The organism is Bacteroides sp. AM37-9 (genome assembly GCF_003603455.1).
Classification (GTDB): domain Bacteria; phylum Bacteroidota; class Bacteroidia; order Bacteroidales; family Bacteroidaceae; genus Bacteroides; species Bacteroides xylanisolvens.
The window spans coordinates 34,507-52,135 of the sequence record NZ_QTNF01000023.1; the positions used below are offsets into that span (position 1 = coordinate 34,507).

Consider the following 17,629-nt stretch of genomic DNA (forward strand, 5'->3'; position numbering starts at 1 on the left):
GAGTCAGTGTTTAAAAAGATAAGTTAATATTCAATCCGAAAGTACGTGCCGTAGGCAGTGAACCTGTTTCTACACCCGTTACCATCGAACTTCCGTTGAGGGCGGCAGATTCGGGGTCAAATAAAGGATAATCCGTGATGCAGAACAAGTTGCGTGCATAAAACGCTATCGATGCTTTGCTGAAAGGAGTTTTCTTCAGTGTGCTGCCCGGTAATTTATATTCCAGTCTCATTTCACGCAGTTTGAGGAAATCGGTGCTGAAAGTGTTCGTCTCCACGTTTGCCATCCGATAGTACTCTTTATAATAGCTTTCCACGGTTACCACTTTAGTGTTTTTCGAGAAGCTACCGTCGTCGTTTTTCACTACACCCGGGGCAATCATATACATTCCGTCCTGTGGTGAAAGTCCGGCGGTGGCAATGCGCGGATCATCTTTCGACATATAAAATTCCGTTCCCGGCAGACGTCCGTTCAGGGTATGTGCCAGTTTTCCCTGTTCCGTCATTTTGTGGTGAGAGTGCGAATACATTTTTCCTCCCACTTGTCCGTCGAGCAGGACGCTAAGAGTAAAGTTTTTGTAGGAAAATTCGTTATACAGTCCGGCTTTCCATTTCGGATAGGCTGTGGCTACGTATTCAATCTCTCCCGAACGTTCGGGCAGTCCGTTGTCATTGATGACAACGTTTCCTTCCGGGTCGCGCACCAGTTTGTAGCCCCAGAGGTCGCCTGTCGTACCTCCCACGCGTCCGATGATGGAGACGTTGCCGATACTGCTGATTAACTGATTCTCGTCTGCCCCTTCCGCCAGCGAGATAATCTTGTTTTCGTTTTTAGACCAGGTAAAAGTGGCGTTCCCGGAAATCTCTGCTGACTACCGGGGTAACGTCCAATTGGATTTCATAACCACGGTTGCGGACACATCCCGAATTGATAGTCGCTTTGCTGTAACCTGTAGTCGGGTCCATCGGAGCATCCAGAATTTGGTTTTTGGTGCGGTTGTAATAGAATGTGAAATCGAGTCCGATGCGGTTTTGGAACATACGCAGGTCGAAACCGGCTTCGTAGTTGGTTGAAATTTCCGGTTTGAAGTCCTGATTGTACAGTGTGGAAGCAACGACAGCCGATCCGGGGAAATCGCTCGTGCCGTAGTAGGGCGATGTTTTGTAAGGGTCTGTGTCGTTACCCACCTGGGCGAAAGAACCTCTTACTTTCAACAAATTGATTGGTTCCGGCATTAGGAACAGTTCGTTCATCACTGCGCTGACGCTGACCGACGGATAGAAGAAGGAACGGTTGCTCTTCGGTAGGGTAGACGACCAGTCGTTACGTCCGGTGACGTCGAGAAACAGTTTATCCTTATATGCGAAGTTGGCTGTGAAATAGAGACTGTTCAATGCTTTCTTTTTGATGACAGTCTGCACGTTCGGGTTGGAGACACCGTTTGCCAGTTTGTAGACTCCCGGCGTAATTAGTCCCACCACCGAGGCGGCGAGCATATCATAGCTTTGTTGCATCATGTTTCCTCCCGCCGAAGCATTGACGTGCAATCCGTTAGCGAAGGAATCATGGTACGTAAATAAAGCGTCGCTGTTTAATTCATAATCGAACACATTCTGTTTTTTGAAGAATCCGTTGCCAAATACCACATCGCTGATAGGACGGTGTTGTTCGCGCTGGTCGGTGGACAGTTGGATACCGGACCGGATCATGAAATCGAACTTGCTGTTGATACGCAGGTTGGCGGAAACGGAGGAGACGTTACTATGTTTCTCTGACGGATTTTCAGATTCGTATAGAATGACATACGGGTTTCCGATGAAGGAACTGTAAGGCTGGAGCTGTTTCACATTTTCCTGTCCGGTACGCCACATCGGGCGCAGCCAGTCGAGGTTGACATTCGGATTCTGGAAGATGAGGAAGTAAGAGATGGAGTTGCTGTTATACCCCAGGGCAGGCGTATTGTTGAGTTTGCGGTAGGTATAGCTCGATTTAAAATTGATGCGCAACGCCCGCGAAATCTGTTGTTGGGCGGAAATCATGGCAGTGATGCGCTGGAAACCTGTATTGGGAAGAATCCATTCGTTTTTGGTGTGGGTGATGGAAGCCCGCACGCTGCCCCGGTCGGATTTTCCGGTCAGGGCTACGGAGTTGGTAATTGTGTAGCCCGTCTGGAACAAATCCTTGCGGTTGTTTTTATACGCTACCCAGGGAGTCGCTTCGGAGGCACGTCCCTGTGTCACCGGATCATATTGGTAGAATTTCCTGTTGGCATCGAAACGTGCTCCGTATGCGCTACTCGTTCCGCTGGTGCTTGCGTAGCTGCCGTCTTCCGCTTTTCCGTAGGAGTAGTATGGTTCGCCCTCATAGATGGACCCTGCCGGACCGATGTTACTCGGCAGTCCTTGTCCGAATTCATACTGATAATCCGGCCACCTCATCACATCGTCTATGCTGAAGTTACCGCTATAAGATACGCCGATACCTTTGGGTGCGCCGGCTCCCGATTTCGTAGTCACCATAATCACGCCGTTGGCTGCACGCGTACCGTACAGAGCCGTCGCGCTGGCTCCTTTCAATACTTGTATGCTTTCGATATCATCCGGATTGATGTCGGAAAATCCGTTACCGTAGTCCACGGAAAGCTCACTGTTGGAACCTGCACCGTAGGCGACTCCCGGATTGGTCATCGGGCTACTCATCGGTACACCGTCCACTACCACTAATGCATCGTTCCCGTTCTGATTCAGCGAGACGTCGCCCCGCAGGGAGATGCGGCTCGAATTGAGCGGACCGCCGGAAGAGATAACGCTCAATCCGGCTACCTTACCGTTGAGTGCCGTCGACCAGTTGGAAGGCAGAGCGCTGGTAATTTTGTCTCCTTTCACGGTTTCCGTGGCGTATCCCAGCCCTTTTTCTTCACGTTTGATGCCCAGGGCGGTCACTACCACATCATTCAGTTGTTGCGACTCTTCCGCCAGTTTTACGTTCATCGTATTGCCCGTATAGTTTTTTTGTAGCGTTTTATATCCTACATAACTAAATAGGAGCAAATCTTTGGAACTTAATGTTTTCTTAGTTTTCAGGGAGTAGTTACCGTCAATGTCGGTCACCGTACCGTCTGTCGAGTTTTTTACAGCGATGGTAGCCCCGATTAACGGTTCTCCGCTTTCACTCGTTATTTTCCCTTTCACTGTTGTCTGTGCGTATGCAGAACCACAGCACAGAAATCCAACTGCCAGAGAAAGCAGCCATTTGTTACTTTTCATAATCTTTTTACCTTGCTTCTTTTAATTTATTAAATGCAATAAAGTCGTTAACACCAGTGTTTTTGTTTCACGGTGCAAAGGAAGACAAGGCAGATTAAGATAGTATTACAGATCTGTTAACAAATTGTGTTGTGCGATAAATATAAATTAATAAAAGATTATTTTACTTGATTAGATAGAATATTTGCTCTGATACTCCTTCGGCGACATTCCCTCATGCCGTTTGAAATACCTGCCTAGATACGACTGATCGGGAAAACCGAGCCGGTCGGCTATTTCCTGAATTGTCAGTCCGGTGGATTGAAGCAGCACTTTTATCTCCAAGATGGCGAAGTCGTCAATAAGCTTTTTGGCAGCTTCACCCGTCACGCTTTTACAGATACCTGTCAGATATTTGGTGGAGATACAGAGCTTGTTGGCGTAGAAGGTTACTTCCCTTTCAGCGATACAGTTTTCGTGCACCAGTGCGATGAAATTCTTGAAGATTTCATCCTGCCGGCTTCCTCCTTCTATTTCCTGCCGGTCGAAGTAGCGGTAACACTTATCGTAAATATCCAGCATAAACGACTGGAGGTGATTTTTAGCAATTTGGTTGCGGAAACGGTTGGCACGGTCGTTATATATGGCGGTCGTGGCACGTATTAATCCATTAATAGCTCCGGTATTTTCTTCCGGAAGTACGTAACACGGCTTTTCTTTGATGAACCGGAAGAAGATCGGCTCGAAACGCAGGCAGGCTTCACGAAACATTTCTTTGGGGAATCCGAAGAAAGAAGCTGTGAAATCACTGCTGCTGCCGTTGACACGAATAATCGTTCCCGGCAAGAGCACGATTTGAGTATTTTCGACAATTTCATAGTCTTTCAAGTCGATCGTGACGTGTGCCCATCCGCTTCGGCAAAAATAGATGGCACCCCCTTCCAGTTTCCACAGACGTTGCATAATTGGAGACAGGTTTTCGTCCATTCCGGCTACGAACGGTTCACGAAATATGGCTAGGCTAGAGTTTTTTGATTCCATTGTTATTCTTATTTTGGGTACAAAAATAGCACTTTTTCACTAAATATCGGTTTTAATGTTCCTAAAATGAACAAAACTGAAGATACTAAGCCCAGTTTTCAATGAAGAAAACAGTCTACCTTTGCCGCGTTCAAAAATATTTAATAGGTAACAGAAAATGAGTAGAAAGGTATGTAAAATGAAGCAGGGATTATTGTTGCTCTGCTGTATGATTGCTGCGACAGGCTGTAAACAGGCTCCCCCGGCACAAATGGAAACAGAATACGGAGTGATGACCGTTGTTCCGGTCGACCGGATGATTTCAAGCGCCTACTCGGCAACCATCCGCGGACGCCAAGATATTGATATTTATCCCCAGGTGAGTGGTACGCTGACTAAAGTCTGTGTGACGGAAGGTCAACGCGTGAAGAACGGACAGACGTTGTTCGTCATCGATCAGGTGCCGTATGAAGCTGCTTTGCAAACGGCAGTGGCAAACGTTGAGTCGGCAAAAGCCTCTCTGGCTACGGCACAACTGACGTATGACAGTAAAGAGGAACTGTATAAAGCGAACGTAGTTTCCTCTTTCGATTTGAGTACCGCGAAAAACTCCCTACTGGCTGCCAAGGCACAGTTGGCGCAGGCAAAAGCGCAGGAAGTGAGTGCCCGCAACAATCTTTCTTATACGGTTGTGAAAAGTCCGGCAGACGGTGTGGTGGGTACATTGCCTTACCGCGTAGGTGCTTTGGTAAGTTCCGCTCTTGCCCAACCGCTGACAACGGTTTCCGACAATTCGGATATGTATGTTTACTTCTCCATGACGGAAAACCAGTTGCTGGGACTCATCCGCCAATACGGTTCCAAAGAAGAGGTGCTGAAAAATATGCCTGCCATCAATCTGCAACTGAACGATAAATCGGCTTATTCCGAACAAGGACAGATCGAGTCGATTAGTGGAGTGATCGATCGTTCGACGGGTACGGTCAGTCTGCGTGCTGTTTTTCCGAATAAGGAAGGATTGTTGCATAGCGGTGGTGCGGGCAACGTGATTGTTCCTGTGCAGAAAACGGGAGCATTGACCATTCCGCAGGTTGCCACTTTCGAAATACAGGATAAGAGATATGTGTATAAGGTAGTGGACGGTAAAGCTCAATCAAACCCGGTACAGGTGACTCGCGTCAACGGCGGTCGGGAATTTATTGTAGATGAAGGCTTGGCACCGGGCGATGTGATTGTGGCCGAAGGCGTAGGATTGCTTCGTGAAGGTACTCCGGTCAAGGCGAAGGCTGCTCAAACTCCAGTGGCAGGAGTGACAAAGGCTAATCAATCCTCATCAGCAGAGACAATCAATCAATCCTCATCAGCAGAGGCAATCAACCAATCCTCATTAGCAGAGGCAATCAACCAATCCTCATTAGCGGAGACGACCGCTCAATCTCTGTCGGCAGAGACAGCCACAGCGTCTTCGGCCACAACTACTGAAAATTAAACCAAGGAGGAATCATTCATGAATTTAAGAACCTTTATAGAACGCCCCGTATTATCGGCAGTCATTTCTATTACGATTGTTGTAGTGGGTATCATCGGGCTGTTCAGTCTGCCTGTTGAGCAGTACCCCGATATTGCTCCGCCTACCATTATGGTGAGTACCACCTATTATGGCGCCAGTGCGGAAACGTTGCAGAAGAGTGTAATCGCGCCTTTGGAAGAGGCGATCAATGGGGTGGAGGACATGACCTACATGACATCTTCCGCCACCAATGCCGGTTCGGTGAGCATCACCGTCTATTTTAAGCAGGGCACTGATCCTGATATGGCGGCTGTCAACGTGCAAAACCGTGTGTCGCGCGCTACGGGACAGCTTCCGGCGGAAGTAACCCAAGTCGGTGTGACCACTTCCAAGCGGCAGACGAGTATCTTGCAGATGTTCTCCTTGTCCAGTCCGGACGAGAGTTATGACGAGAACTTCCTGTCCAACTATATCAGTATCAACCTGAAACCACAGATTCTCCGTATCTCCGGTGTGGGCGATATGATGATTATGGGTGGTGAATATAGTATGCGTGTATGGATGAAGCCGGATGTGATGGCACAGTACAAACTGATTCCGTCCGACATCACCGGCGTGCTTGCCGAGCAGAATATCGAATCGGCAACCGGTTCGTTTGGCGAGAACTCGAATGAAACGTACCAATATACGATGAAGTATAAGGGACGTCTGATTACTCCCGAAGAATTTGGCGACATCGTCATCCGTTCTAGCGATACTGGCGAGGTGTTGAAACTGAAAGATATTGCCGACATACAACTGGGACAGGACAGCTACGCTTACCACGGCGGTATGGACGGCCATCCGGGTGTGTCTTGTATGGTGTTTCAGACGGCAGGATCCAATGCGACGGAAGTAAACCAGAACATCGACAAATTTCTCGATGAGGCACGCAAGGATCTTCCGAAAGGAGTGGAGCTGACACAGATGATGAGCTCCAACGACTTCCTGTTTGCTTCCATTCATGAGGTGGTGAAGACGTTGATCGAGGCAATTATCCTCGTGATCCTTGTGGTGTACGTTTTCTTGCAGGACTTCCGTTCCACATTGATTCCTTTGGTCGGAATCGTTGTGTCGCTGGTAGGTACGTTCGCTTTCATGGCGATAGCTGGATTCAGTATCAATCTGTTGACACTGTTTGCGCTCGTGCTGGTGATCGGTACGGTGGTGGATGATGCCATTATTGTCGTCGAGGCGGTGCAGGCGCGGTTCGATGTGGGGTACAGGTCGTCCTATATGGCAAGTATCGACGCGATGAAAGGTATTAGTAATGCTGTTATCACTTCTTCACTGGTGTTTATGGCGGTATTTATTCCGGTGTCCTTTATGGGCGGCACTTCCGGTACGTTTTATACACAGTTCGGGTTGACGATGGCGGTGGCAGTAGGTATTTCGGCCATCAATGCGTTGACCTTGAGTCCGGCTTTGTGCGCATTGCTGCTCAAGCCTTACATCAATGAAGACGGAACGCAGAAGAACAACTTTGCGGCACGTTTCCGTAAGTCTTTCAATTCGGCTTTCGATGTGATGGTGGATAAATATAAGACGATTGTATTGCTCTTTATCAAGCGCAGATGGCTCACATGGTCGCTGCTGGCTTGTTCCGTAGTGTTGCTTGTGTTCCTGATGAATACGACAAAGACCAGTCTGGTGCCCGACGAGGATCAGGGCGTGATCTTCGTCAATGTAAGTACGGCGGCAGGCAGTTCGCTCACTACGACGGATGAGGTGATGGAACGTATCGAAAAACGCCTGATGGCGATTCCCCAACTGAAGCACGTGCAGAAAGTGGCCGGTTACGGTTTGCTGGCCGGACAGGGAAGTTCGTTCGGTATGTTGATTCTCAAGCTGAAACCGTGGGACGAACGACCGGATGACGCGGATAATGTGCAGTCGGTGATCGGACAGGTGTATGCCCTTACGGCCGATATTAAAGATGCCAGTGTGTTCGCCATCTCACCGGGTATGATTCCGGGCTACGGTATGGGTAATGCGCTCGAGCTCCACATGCAGGACAAGATGGGCGGTGATATCAATGAGTTCTTTACCACTACCCAGCAATATTTGGGCGCGTTGAACCAACGGCCTGAAATAGCAATGGCTTATTCGACGTTCGACGTGCGCTATCCGCAATGGACGGTAGAGGTGGATGCGGCTAAATGCAAGCGTGCAGGTATCACGCCCGACGCTGTGTTGAGTACGCTGTCCGGCTACTACGGTGGTCAGTATGTGTCCAACTTCAACCGTTTCTCTAAAGTGTACCGCGTTATGATTCAGGCCGATCCGATGTTCCGTCTGGACGAGACTTCGCTCGACAACGCTTTTGTGCGTATGTCCAATGGTGAGATGGCTCCGTTAAGCCAGTTCGTTACGCTGACCCGAAGCTATGGTGCCGAGTCGTTGAGCCGTTTCAATATGTATAACTCCATTGCGGTGAACGCGATGCCGGCCGATGGATACAGTACGGGAGACGCGATCAAAGCTGTGCAGGAAACGGCGGAACAGTCTCTTCCGAAAGGTTACGGCTATGACTACGGAGGTATCACCCGTGAGGAAAACCAGCAAAGCGGCACGACGATGATTATTTTCGGTATTTGCTTCCTGATGATTTATCTCATTCTAAGTGCGCTCTACGAAAGCTTCATTATTCCGTTCGCCGTTCTTTTGAGTGTGCCTTGCGGATTGATGGGTAGCTTCCTTTTCGCCCGGATGTTCGGACTGGAGAATAATATTTACCTGCAAACGGGTCTGATTATGTTGATCGGTCTGCTGGCAAAAACGGCTATCTTGCTGACGGAATATGCTGCCGAACGCCGTAAGGCCGGTATGGGACTGATTGCTTCTGCTGTCAGTGCGGCCAAAGCCCGTCTGCGCCCGATTCTGATGACGGCTTTGACGATGATTTTCGGTCTGTTCCCGCTGATGATGTCTAGTGGAGTAGGAGCTAACGGTAACCGTTCATTGGGTACGGGAGTAGTTGGCGGTATGACTATCGGTACGCTGGCACTGCTCTTTATCGTGCCGACTTTGTTCATTGCTTTTCAATGGTTGCAGGAACGTCTCCGTCCCGTACAGAGTGCCCCTACGCATGATTGGCAGATTGAAGAGGAAATCAAAGTGAGCGAGGAAGAAAAGTCCAGGGCTGGAAAAGAGTAATTCTGATTTTTAGACAGAAGAACATAAGTACAAAAGATAAAGTCGGTGTAGTCATATAATTAATGTAATCATATAATCGATGTAATTAATATAAGTATATCACCATCATTAGTTTATATCATAAATTCAGGTACAGATTAGACAGTTGCTTAATAACAGCCATCATTCGGGGAGCCATGTAATCCGCGTAATCCGTGCCTGATAATATAAGATGAGTATGCAAGAATACTTAGTTGATATAATGCATACAATCATTGTAATAGAACGTTGACAATGACTCAATATTTGTTCTTTTGTTCTTCTGTCTGAAAGATAAAATAAGCATTTAATTAGGATACAGTGAATCTGTCCTCCTCATTAGTTTATATCATAAATTTATAGTTGAATGAGAAAAATAATAATTCTGTCCGCGGCAACACTCGTTTTGAGCAGTTGCGGTATCTATAATAAATACAAACCGGTATCGGAAGTCCCCGAAGGACTTTACGGTAGCGAATCAGTTGCCGCCGCCGATACTGCAAACTTCGGCAACCTCTCGTGGCGGGAGGTCTTTACCGATCCGTCTTTGCAAAACCTGATTGATTCGGCACTCGTGCGCAACACCGATATGCAGACTGCCCACTTGCGTGTGAAAGAAGCGGAAGCTACCTTGTTGACGTCCAAACTGTCTTATCTGCCTTCTTTATTCCTTGCGCCGGAAGGAGCTGCCAGCAGCTTCGACCGTGGAAAGGCGACGCAGACTTACTCTCTGCCCGTGACCGCTTCGTGGGAGCTGGATATTTTTGGAAAAGTGACCACCGCAAAACGTCGTGCGAAAGCCGCTTACGAGCAGAGCAAGGAATATGAACAAGCCGTAAAGACACAATTGGTGGCATCCGTTGCCAACACCTATTACACTTTGTTGATGCTCGATTCGCAATATGAGATAGCCGTTGCCACCGAAGCTGCGTGGAAGGAAAGCGTGAACGCCACCCGTGCCATGAAAAAAGCCGGTATGGTGAACGAGGCGGGACTGGCGCAGACGGAGGCCACTTATTATAATATATGTACCACCGTGCTCGACCTGAAAGAGCAAATCAACCAGGCGGAGAATTCACTGGCGTTGTTGCTGGCTGAAACTCCCCATGAGATACAGCGTGGCAAACTGGGAAACCAGCAGTTGCCGGAAAACTTCTCCGTAGGTGTTCCCTTGCAGATGCTTTCCAACCGTCCCGATGTGCGTAGCGCAGAATTCTCGTTGGCGCAGGCTTTCTACACCACAAATGCCACCCGTGCCGCTTTCTATCCTTCCATCACGTTGAGTGGCAGCGCAGGCTGGACCAACAGTGCGGGTAGCATGATTGTCAATCCGGGTAAGTTTCTGGCTTCCGCCGTAGCTTCTCTGACGCAGCCTCTATTTAATAAAGGCGCCAACATCGCCCAACTGAAAATAGCGAAAGCCCAACAGGAGGAAGCCCGCCTTAGCTTTGAGCAAACCTTGCTGAATGCAGGTGTGGAAGTGAACGAGGCACTGGTACAGTATCAGACTGCCCGCGAGAAAGCCGACTACTATGACAAGCAGGTAGCCTCTTTGCAAACAGCCGCCAAGAGCACAAGCCTGTTGATGAAGCATGGCAACACCACTTATCTGGAAGTGCTGACGGCACAACAGACGTTGCTCAACGCGCAACTGTCACAAGTGGCGAACCGCTTTACCGAAATTCAGGGTGTGATTACGTTGTATCAGGCTTTGGGTGGCGGCCGTATGTAGGGAGATATGTTTAAAATAGATGGCATCCGTTACATTGACTAACATCTGGTACCTGATCATTTGAATGTTTGTGTATGAAGAGAAAGAGGTGGGCTACCCTGTGAAGGGGAACTCACCTCTTTTGTTTTAGCTGTCTATGTCATATAGGTTAAGAAGGGTTTCTTTAATTCTGTCTTTTTTTCTCTCTATATCAGAACACTCTTTTTTGTTTACCATCAGGTAAGAACTGATTTCTATAAATTCGTAATGTTCAAAACGTTCTTTACCAAATAATTGGGTAGCCATGTTTTTGTATAATCTGAACCTTTGATCGTTGGCTCTTCCTTCTATTTTGTTAGATTCTAAATCTAAACTTTGAGCACCATTTATCACAAATGAAGCTAGTGGGAATTTTTGTAAAATGAGAGGGACAATGCTGGCACAAGTCATAAATATACGTAGAGTTTCTGTATAGTTGTGCATTTTGAGAATTCGGTTATATTTATTATCGAGCTTTTTGTCTCTGGCAGCATAAAACTTGATGGCAAAAATATCATTGGTAACTTCAACCCTGACAATGTATTTTAGTCTTTGACAGATATCTTTTCTGTTTGAGTAGAACTTATAAATATATGCAAAATCAAAAGCGTCACCAACATTTGGTGACGCTTTTTGAATAAATATCATCTTATAAGGCCTTATATTATCCAGCATTACGGTACAAGTCTTATACTTGTATTTACAGGAATATTTGTTTCGTTTACACGATTCCCGTTTCCGACAATTTCTTTGAGAGACACAGTTTTATATTCGCTTATTGATTTCCATCCAAGTCTCTCACCTTTGCTCTTTTTGGTGTTGTTAGCAGCCAATGAAGCTTCTTTCTGTTTTTTTAAACTGTTTCCCATAATTAATGTCTCCTTTAGAGCTATGCCCCAAATATCTGTTTTGGAACGTAATAATGTTATTACTCCGCAAAAATAACAAATATATTTGCAAGAGAGGGTGGCTGATTGTGGATTGATGAGTGCTTTTAACTTCTTTTGTCTAATTACTCTATAACTCTTCGATCATGCTTAAAGGTAAATCAGTACATTCGGCAATAGATTGGTTGTCTATCCCTTTGGCTTTCATATTCCGCGCTATTTGTAGTTGGGCTTTTTGGGCGCCTTCTTTTATCCCTTTCTCCATCCCTTCTTTCATCCCTTTTTGTTCAGCTGCATCCATTGTCACCAAATAATCGCGGTACACCTTGACGCTATTGTCGTATCGCTCCCTGTCTTCCGGAGACATGGAAGCCACATCAGCGATATCTTCCAATTTCTCGAAGACAGCTTTTCGTGCCTTCAACGGCAAGATAGGTCGATCTGAAATCTTATTTCCACTCATTCGGGCGTTCTATTACATATCCGTTTGGTAGCTGCACTTTTTGGGGCAATATATGTTTCTTGAATATATTAAAAGCGCCATCAAGTTTACGTGTGCCATCACTTAGGTTCGATAAATTAGATGAATATCTGTTAGGAGGAAAATATACATAGACCTTTTGTAACGGGTTAAATTCTCTTATCAGCTCTACAGGTGGTATTAAATCGCTGTCTGCTGATACAATGATAGCAATGTCACAGCGCTTTTTATAGGCGTCCGACAGAATCTTTGTAGCTATTCGTACATCTGTCTCTTTTTCTTCAAAAGAATGAATGATACCACCACAATAACGGCATTTAATCTCTTTTTTGAGGTATTTACCCAATATCAAGTTAAATTTAGGGTTGCATTTGTTTGCTTGAAATAGTTTATCTTGCCTATCGTGTTTGCCTGCATCTGTTGGACGAGCTGAAAAATAATTGACTTCTACCAATTCTTGATAGGGCTTTAGAAAACTATTAAAGAAGCTGACTAAATCCAGCCAATAACACATTTTCCATTTTTTGGACTTCAGCCCGTAATAGAAATTAAAACCGTCTACATAGACTATTACTTTCTTTTTGTCTTCCATAGCGTTATATATAAAAAAACCCATCTTTAATTGATGGGTCAGCCTTAGTATTTCTCAACTAAGGGGGGTAATTTGTACCACAAAGGTACAAATCTTTTTTAGAATAACAAATTGATAGGTTCTTTTTCTTCCTTTTTATGATTTACTTTATTCTTTGGTTTCTCGAGTTACAAATACTGGCTCTACAAGTCGAGGCCTTTTCCTTGTATGATAAAGATGCGATAGTTCTTGGTTTTCTATCTTTCTTTGCCTGAATTTATGATATAAACGAATGATGATGGCATGTTTCGTTTTTATATTCAGACTTTTTCCCGGTTTATCTTCCCCTGATTAGCTTTTTCAGTGTCCCGTTGTATGTGTTTTCAAATTCCGTCGGATGATTGAGCGCCCAAAGAATGTAATCACCCGGTTCGTTCTTTTTGAGCAGGGTAGGGCGGTATTGGGAACTAAGGATTTTCCATAAAATCCCGCCGGGACCTCCCAGTTCTTTACGTCGGGCAAGGGCGGCAATCGCTTTCACTGTCTGTTCGTTCCGGATACCGATTGTTTGCATATTTAGTAGAAGTATAGCTTCCGATCCCCCTCCCGTTTGCATCCCTTCCGAAATCGTTTTCGGAGCTGTTTCTAAGACCGTTTTCGGAGCTGTTCCCGGAGCTGTTTCAGAAATTGTTTCAGAAACCGTCTCCGCAATAGATTCCGTTTTTTCTCTTCCAATCGATTTATCCAAAGACAAACCCTCTACAACGACAGGCGAAGCCTGAAAAACGCTGTTTGACGGAACGGGCGGCATTATCCTCTCATTCTCTTTTTGGCATTTTCCTTGTCTCTCTGTCTCTTTGTCTTTTTTGATTTCAGATTTGATCTCATTTTCCATATCCATTTCCTGTTTACCTTTGATATCTGTATCCGTTTCCTCTTTTGTTTGTGGCATTGTTGTAGCAAAATCATGGGATTCTGTTACATCTTTAAAATCTTCCTTGATAAGCCAGAAATGTTCCAGAGGTAATTTGTATTTTCTCCGGCTGTCGGTGATGATTTTATGATATTGTTCCTGAATGGCCTGTGAGGTCAATACACCGTACTCCTTATATATAAGATCGTCGAACAGCCCCACCGCCAGGCAATCATCAATGATGGCCTGCATTTCCTCCTCCTCGCAACACGCTTCCTGGGCGATGTCGAAGAGCGTGTCTTTGTTCCACGAAATATAATAACCTTTCTCTTTATAAATGAGGCAAAGCAGTGAAGTGAGCGCAGCAATCCCTGCCGCATGGTGGCGACAGGAGATGCGGCGTACTTTTCTGTCCTGCAAAAAATTGACATCGAGGGGAAAATAATCTAATCCGGGTTTGGAAATGCGGGCCATGATGATAAATTACTGATTGTAAATAATTGATAATAAATAACTGATAATTATTGAATAAACTCCGCTTTTACATCGAAGCAGGGGCAGGATTTTATATACTCGTTCGGTGAGATAATACCGTCTCCATTAAGATCGGGACTGGTGTCCCGATGTCCTATCACCTGTTGCAGAGAAGGGAAGACAAGGCGCAAATCTTCTACCAGCCGGACAAGTGCTTCACGCTGCGCTTCCGTTCGTGTGTCGGCAGGCCGACCGTTCTTGTCCAGTCCGCCAATGTAGCAGATACCGATAGACCGATGATTCCATCCCGTGCAATGCGCTCCGTCGAGGGCAACATCCCTTCCCGGTTCAACCGTGCCGTCGAGACGAACGACGAAGTGATAACCGATAGAACGGAAGCCGCGTTGACGATGCCAGCGGTCGATGTCGGCAGCGGTAAAATCCTGTCCCGCACGAGTGGCGGAACAGTGGATGATGATGGTGTCTCTCATTGTGAAATCCTCCTTTCTTGTTTGCGTATAGTAGGGGAGGTGAATCCGAAGGCGGCAGCCTCCTCTGCAGACAGTTGACGGTAATATTGCTTTGTCACCGAGTGGTGCACCGGAGTGAAGGGAGCGTGAATCGGTGGTACAGCCGTATCCGTTATTGCCAATGAGTTTAAAAAGACAGGCAGTTGTGATAAAGCCGATGAATTGGCAAAGGGAACTTTCATGAAATCGTTTCCCCGATGTTGCCTTGCACGTAGGTTATGTAGCCATACACGATCCGGATGTTTCAGTTGCAGGATGAGCCAGTGTTGGTGTGACGGTTTCAGACGTTCCTCTCTGCCCATTTCTTTCATAGACGGATAGGCACGTAAAATGATTCCTTTCGCATCCGTTACGGCGCAGGGAGTTTTGCGGGAACCTGTTCCGGTGGGGCGTAATCCTGTGCGGATGGCGTGCATCGTGTTGGTGTATGCATCGCACCATTCAAGGTTTGACACGTGGTTGTTCATCGTGTTTCCGTCAAGGTGGTTTATTTGCGGCAGATGTTTCGGGTTCGGAATAAATGCTTTGGCAATTAAGCGGTGGACGTTGTAATCGGTACAAATTCCTTTATTCAGGAGTGATACCGTTTCATAACCGGTTCCGATGATTTTAGTGCAAAGAATTAACTTCGATTTGCCCTTGAAACTCAATACCCGCCCATGATCTGAAATCATATAGTCGGGGTTTTCTTCAATAAATCTCCAATTTTCCATACTTGATACTGATAAATGTTAATAAAATTATACTCTGTTAAAAAATAGTCGCTTCTCTGAATTTGGCAAGGAGAAACGGCGTTTCCTGCATCTGTTAAACGGCGCTTCCTAGTGTGGAAAAGCGGCGTTTCTTGTATGTGTTAAACGGCGTTTCTTGCTGTCTTCATCTTGCTCTGTACGAGGTTCGAGCCGTTCGGCACAGTGAATGAGAAATTCTAATTCTTCTCGGCAACCTTGAATCGCTTCTTGCAGGGAGTCTACATTATACTGTCTGCAAAGAGCTTCCCACTCTTTTCGTTCTTACTGATTCATTCCTTTTTCTTGTAGGTTCATTTTCTTTTTCAGTAGATTCATTCTTTTTCCTGCAGGTTCATCCTTTTTTCCTGTAGATTCATTCCACTTCGATATCCAGAAAATTTTCAGCATGAAAGGTGCGCCAGCCTTTGGCATCGATGTCGTAATAGACGACAAATGTGTTCTCCGGTTTTGGTGTGTACGGGCGGCGGAAACTATGTTCGTAGCCGATGAGTGTGCCGGTGGCACGACGGATGGTTCCATCCTGCTTGGTATATCGGAAACAGACGTTTCCGTGATGCATTTGTCGGATAAGCTTTCCTATCCGGTGAGCCGTGACGAGTGCATCGTGCCGGCTCATGCCATTACTTTGCCGGATGACAGCGGCCTGCTTCATAAGCCGTATCCGTTGAAGTGAATGATTCTTTTTGATTTCAGTCATTTTTTTTATTCGGTTTATTTTTGATTACGGTGGCAAAGGTAGAAGATGAGTTGCGTAAAGGTTGTCCAAGCTTGACGCATAAAAAAAGAATGGATACGAATGTGTCATGCTTGAATGAGTCGATGCATTAAAAGATTCGACCTGTTTTTTTTGATTATGTCAGTTGGGTAGAAAATGGGTACCTCCAAATCTATCCATATTTAAATTTATTCATGGAATAAGAACGAATGTGTCATGCTTGAACACAAATGTTAAAAGAAATATCGGACTTTTGTGGAATAATATAAAAATAAATTATGAAAAAGGAAAGCAAGAAATTTAAAGTAAAAAGTAGAGATAAACAGAGTAAAACAACCGGTGTCCGTCATAGTGACGACGATGTGAAGAAAGCGGTGGTGGATCGTATTTTTAAGATAGAACAGTTGAATAATATTCCGGAAAGATATGTGGCGAACCATTCGAATTGTTCGCGCTCTTCAATAGGACGTATGTGTAAATGTAAATTTGACGGTCAGAGTCCTATCCCCGATTGGACAACTATTCATAATTATTCTGCTTGTATCATTGGAAAGTCTGAATTTATTCCCGGATTTCCCGAAGTGTTGTGTCATGTTTTAAATCTAATTGTTGACGATTCGGCAGATATAGACTGCACGGTGGATAATGACTGCCATATAGACATTGAAATTCGATTTCATACCTCCAAAAAACTGGTTAAGGATCCTATGGAAAAGGAAGGAGATAGGGAGAAAGAGGAACAATAAAAAGTAGAATTAAAGACGAAAATAGAAGGAATGGACTAATGATTACCAAGTTCTTGATGAACTTGGTACATTACTAATCACGAACTTTCCATCAAGGTCAGTGGTAGTTCCGATAGATGTACCTTTAATTACAACAGATGCCCCTATGACAGGTTGATTGTCTTCCTCGGAGAAGACAACGCCTGTTACCTTTTTAGAGGTTTGGGCAATTGTCAGGCTAATGCTTGCTAATAAGCAAGTTAATAACAGCGTTAGTTTTCTTTTCATATAGTTTTTATATAGTAGAATAGTCTGTTTTGTTATTTAATTATTTGCAAAAGTAAGCACATTTTTAGAAAAACAAAGAAAAATATGAAAAAAAATGCGAAATTGAACTGTATAGACAAAATACTATTGATGAAAAAGAAATGCAGATGAAACGAGTGTGTAAAAGTGAATTTCTATGCCTTTGTGATGGTTGATAATTCAAAAGAAGTTTCTTTTTGATATTTAAATGTGATAAAATAGCCTGATAAGATGTTTAATAACACATGAAAAATCATTAATTAGCATCTATCGGTAGAAAAAGGATAGTTTTCGGGAAGATTATGAATTTCGTGACCGTTATCTTTTATATTGTCACTTGGAGTTCAGGATAAAAGCTATTTGGGAACTGGAAAGGTCATTATATAAAAGATATTTTCTACCTCTTCAGTAAACCGGTAAAAGACGAAAAAAGTAGATTAAAGGCAAAAAAAGAAGATTATTTTTATCTTATAGTTCCGCATTTGTTTGCTTGTATTCTCTTTAGGTATCTTCTTTTTTATGTTTATTAAAGACTTT

The 17,629-nt window shown here is 45.1% G+C and carries 13 protein-coding genes and 2 pseudogenes; 4 read left to right on the top strand and 11 right to left on the bottom strand.

Annotated elements, in window-relative coordinates; all coding sequences use genetic code 11:
- Positions 1–10: 10 nt before the first annotated feature.
- Both DW862_RS16055 and DW862_RS16060 read right to left on the bottom strand, forming a co-directional pair.
- Positions 11–3,266: pseudogene (locus tag DW862_RS16055) on the bottom strand (SusC/RagA family TonB-linked outer membrane protein).
- A 171-nt stretch (positions 3,267–3,437) separates the two neighbouring features.
- A complete protein-coding gene (locus DW862_RS16060) occupies positions 3,438–4,286 on the bottom strand; it encodes an AraC family transcriptional regulator (protein ID WP_120069305.1) in 849 nt (282 codons plus the stop codon).
- A 157-nt stretch (positions 4,287–4,443) separates the two neighbouring features.
- On the opposite strand from DW862_RS16060, the gene DW862_RS16065 reads away from it, so the two are divergent.
- From DW862_RS16065 to DW862_RS16075, 3 genes are all read left to right on the top strand, one after another.
- A complete protein-coding gene (locus DW862_RS16065) occupies positions 4,444–5,754 on the top strand; it encodes an efflux RND transporter periplasmic adaptor subunit (RefSeq protein WP_120069308.1) in 1,311 nt (436 codons plus the stop codon).
- Positions 5,755–5,772: 18 nt separating this feature from the next.
- Entirely contained in the window at positions 5,773–8,970 is a 3,198-nt protein-coding gene (locus tag DW862_RS16070) for an efflux RND transporter permease subunit (protein ID WP_120069311.1), read from the top strand.
- Positions 8,971–9,355: 385 nt separating this feature from the next.
- Positions 9,356–10,720 carry a TolC family protein gene (locus DW862_RS16075; protein WP_120069315.1) on the top strand — a complete coding sequence of 455 codons (1,365 nt, stop codon included), beginning with the start codon at positions 9,356–9,358 and terminating at the stop codon, positions 10,718–10,720.
- Positions 10,721–10,846: 126 nt separating this feature from the next.
- Here the strand turns inward: DW862_RS16075 and DW862_RS16080 are convergent, their stop codons facing one another.
- The 8 genes and pseudogenes from DW862_RS16080 to DW862_RS26765 form a co-directional block, all read right to left on the bottom strand.
- Positions 10,847–11,386, bottom strand: coding sequence for a hypothetical protein (locus tag DW862_RS16080; RefSeq protein WP_227237281.1), 540 nt, complete (start codon positions 11,384–11,386; stop codon positions 10,847–10,849).
- Between the two features lie 26 nt (positions 11,387–11,412).
- The gene (locus tag DW862_RS16085) at positions 11,413–11,607 is read right to left on the bottom strand and encodes a hypothetical protein (protein ID WP_117684039.1); all 195 of its coding nucleotides are present in this window, start codon (positions 11,605–11,607) and stop codon (positions 11,413–11,415) included.
- Between the two features lie 148 nt (positions 11,608–11,755).
- Positions 11,756–12,055: pseudogene (locus tag DW862_RS16090) on the bottom strand (hypothetical protein); the annotation flags it as partial.
- A 19-nt stretch (positions 12,056–12,074) separates the two neighbouring features.
- Positions 12,075–12,698 carry an NYN domain-containing protein gene (locus tag DW862_RS16095; protein ID WP_117684065.1) on the bottom strand — a complete coding sequence of 208 codons (624 nt, stop codon included), beginning with the start codon at positions 12,696–12,698 and terminating at the stop codon, positions 12,075–12,077.
- 316 nt (positions 12,699–13,014) lie between these two features.
- Positions 13,015–14,064: a DUF4373 domain-containing protein gene (locus tag DW862_RS16100; RefSeq protein WP_117684041.1), complete on the bottom strand. Its 1,050-nt coding sequence runs from the start codon at positions 14,062–14,064 to the stop codon at positions 13,015–13,017.
- Positions 14,065–14,111: 47 nt separating this feature from the next.
- Complete coding sequence (locus tag DW862_RS16105; protein WP_004314038.1) at positions 14,112–14,555, bottom strand: N-acetylmuramoyl-L-alanine amidase; 444 nt, start codon at positions 14,553–14,555, stop codon at positions 14,112–14,114.
- Entirely contained in the window at positions 14,552–15,307 is a 756-nt protein-coding gene (locus tag DW862_RS16110; protein ID WP_117684042.1) for an HNH endonuclease, read from the bottom strand. The genes DW862_RS16105 and DW862_RS16110 overlap by 4 nt, the downstream gene beginning before the upstream one ends.
- A gap of 391 nt (positions 15,308–15,698) precedes the next feature.
- Positions 15,699–16,043, bottom strand: coding sequence for an SH3 beta-barrel fold-containing protein (locus DW862_RS26765; RefSeq protein ID WP_008770759.1), 345 nt, complete (start codon positions 16,041–16,043; stop codon positions 15,699–15,701).
- A gap of 296 nt (positions 16,044–16,339) precedes the next feature.
- Here DW862_RS26765 and DW862_RS16125 point away from each other — a divergent pair, with 296 nt between their 5' ends.
- Positions 16,340–16,807 carry a hypothetical protein gene (locus DW862_RS16125; protein WP_008770760.1) on the top strand — a complete coding sequence of 156 codons (468 nt, stop codon included), beginning with the start codon at positions 16,340–16,342 and terminating at the stop codon, positions 16,805–16,807.
- Between the two features lie 42 nt (positions 16,808–16,849).
- Here the strand turns inward: DW862_RS16125 and DW862_RS16130 are convergent, their stop codons facing one another.
- Positions 16,850–17,074: a carboxypeptidase-like regulatory domain-containing protein gene (locus tag DW862_RS16130; RefSeq protein WP_004314034.1), complete on the bottom strand. Its 225-nt coding sequence runs from the start codon at positions 17,072–17,074 to the stop codon at positions 16,850–16,852.
- Positions 17,075–17,629: the final 555 nt, after the last annotated feature.

Excerpts from the sequence above, each read along its gene's own strand:
- DW862_RS16085 (WP_117684039.1), bottom strand. The coding sequence starts at position 11,607 with ATGGGAAACAGTTTAAAAAAACAGAAAGAAGCTTCATTGGCTGCTAAC.
- DW862_RS16095 (WP_117684065.1), bottom strand. The coding sequence starts at position 12,698 with ATGGAAGACAAAAAGAAAGTAATAGTCTATGTAGACGGTTTTAATTTC.
- DW862_RS16130 (WP_004314034.1), bottom strand. The coding sequence starts at position 17,074 with ATGAAAAGAAAACTAACGCTGTTATTAACTTGCTTATTAGCAAGCATT.
- DW862_RS16060 (WP_120069305.1), bottom strand. The coding sequence starts at position 4,286 with ATGGAATCAAAAAACTCTAGCCTAGCCATATTTCGTGAACCGTTCGTA.
- DW862_RS16065 (WP_120069308.1), top strand. The coding sequence starts at position 4,444 with ATGAGTAGAAAGGTATGTAAAATGAAGCAGGGATTATTGTTGCTCTGC.
- DW862_RS16125 (WP_008770760.1), top strand. The coding sequence starts at position 16,340 with ATGAAAAAGGAAAGCAAGAAATTTAAAGTAAAAAGTAGAGATAAACAG.
- DW862_RS16080 (WP_227237281.1), bottom strand. The coding sequence starts at position 11,386 with ATGATATTTATTCAAAAAGCGTCACCAAATGTTGGTGACGCTTTTGAT.
- DW862_RS26765 (WP_008770759.1), bottom strand. The coding sequence starts at position 16,043 with ATGACTGAAATCAAAAAGAATCATTCACTTCAACGGATACGGCTTATG.
- DW862_RS16100 (WP_117684041.1), bottom strand. The coding sequence starts at position 14,064 with ATGGCCCGCATTTCCAAACCCGGATTAGATTATTTTCCCCTCGATGTC.
- DW862_RS16105 (WP_004314038.1), bottom strand. The coding sequence starts at position 14,555 with ATGAGAGACACCATCATCATCCACTGTTCCGCCACTCGTGCGGGACAG.
- DW862_RS16075 (WP_120069315.1), top strand. The coding sequence starts at position 9,356 with ATGAGAAAAATAATAATTCTGTCCGCGGCAACACTCGTTTTGAGCAGT.
- DW862_RS16110 (WP_117684042.1), bottom strand. The coding sequence starts at position 15,307 with ATGGAAAATTGGAGATTTATTGAAGAAAACCCCGACTATATGATTTCA.
- DW862_RS16070 (WP_120069311.1), top strand. The coding sequence starts at position 5,773 with ATGAATTTAAGAACCTTTATAGAACGCCCCGTATTATCGGCAGTCATT.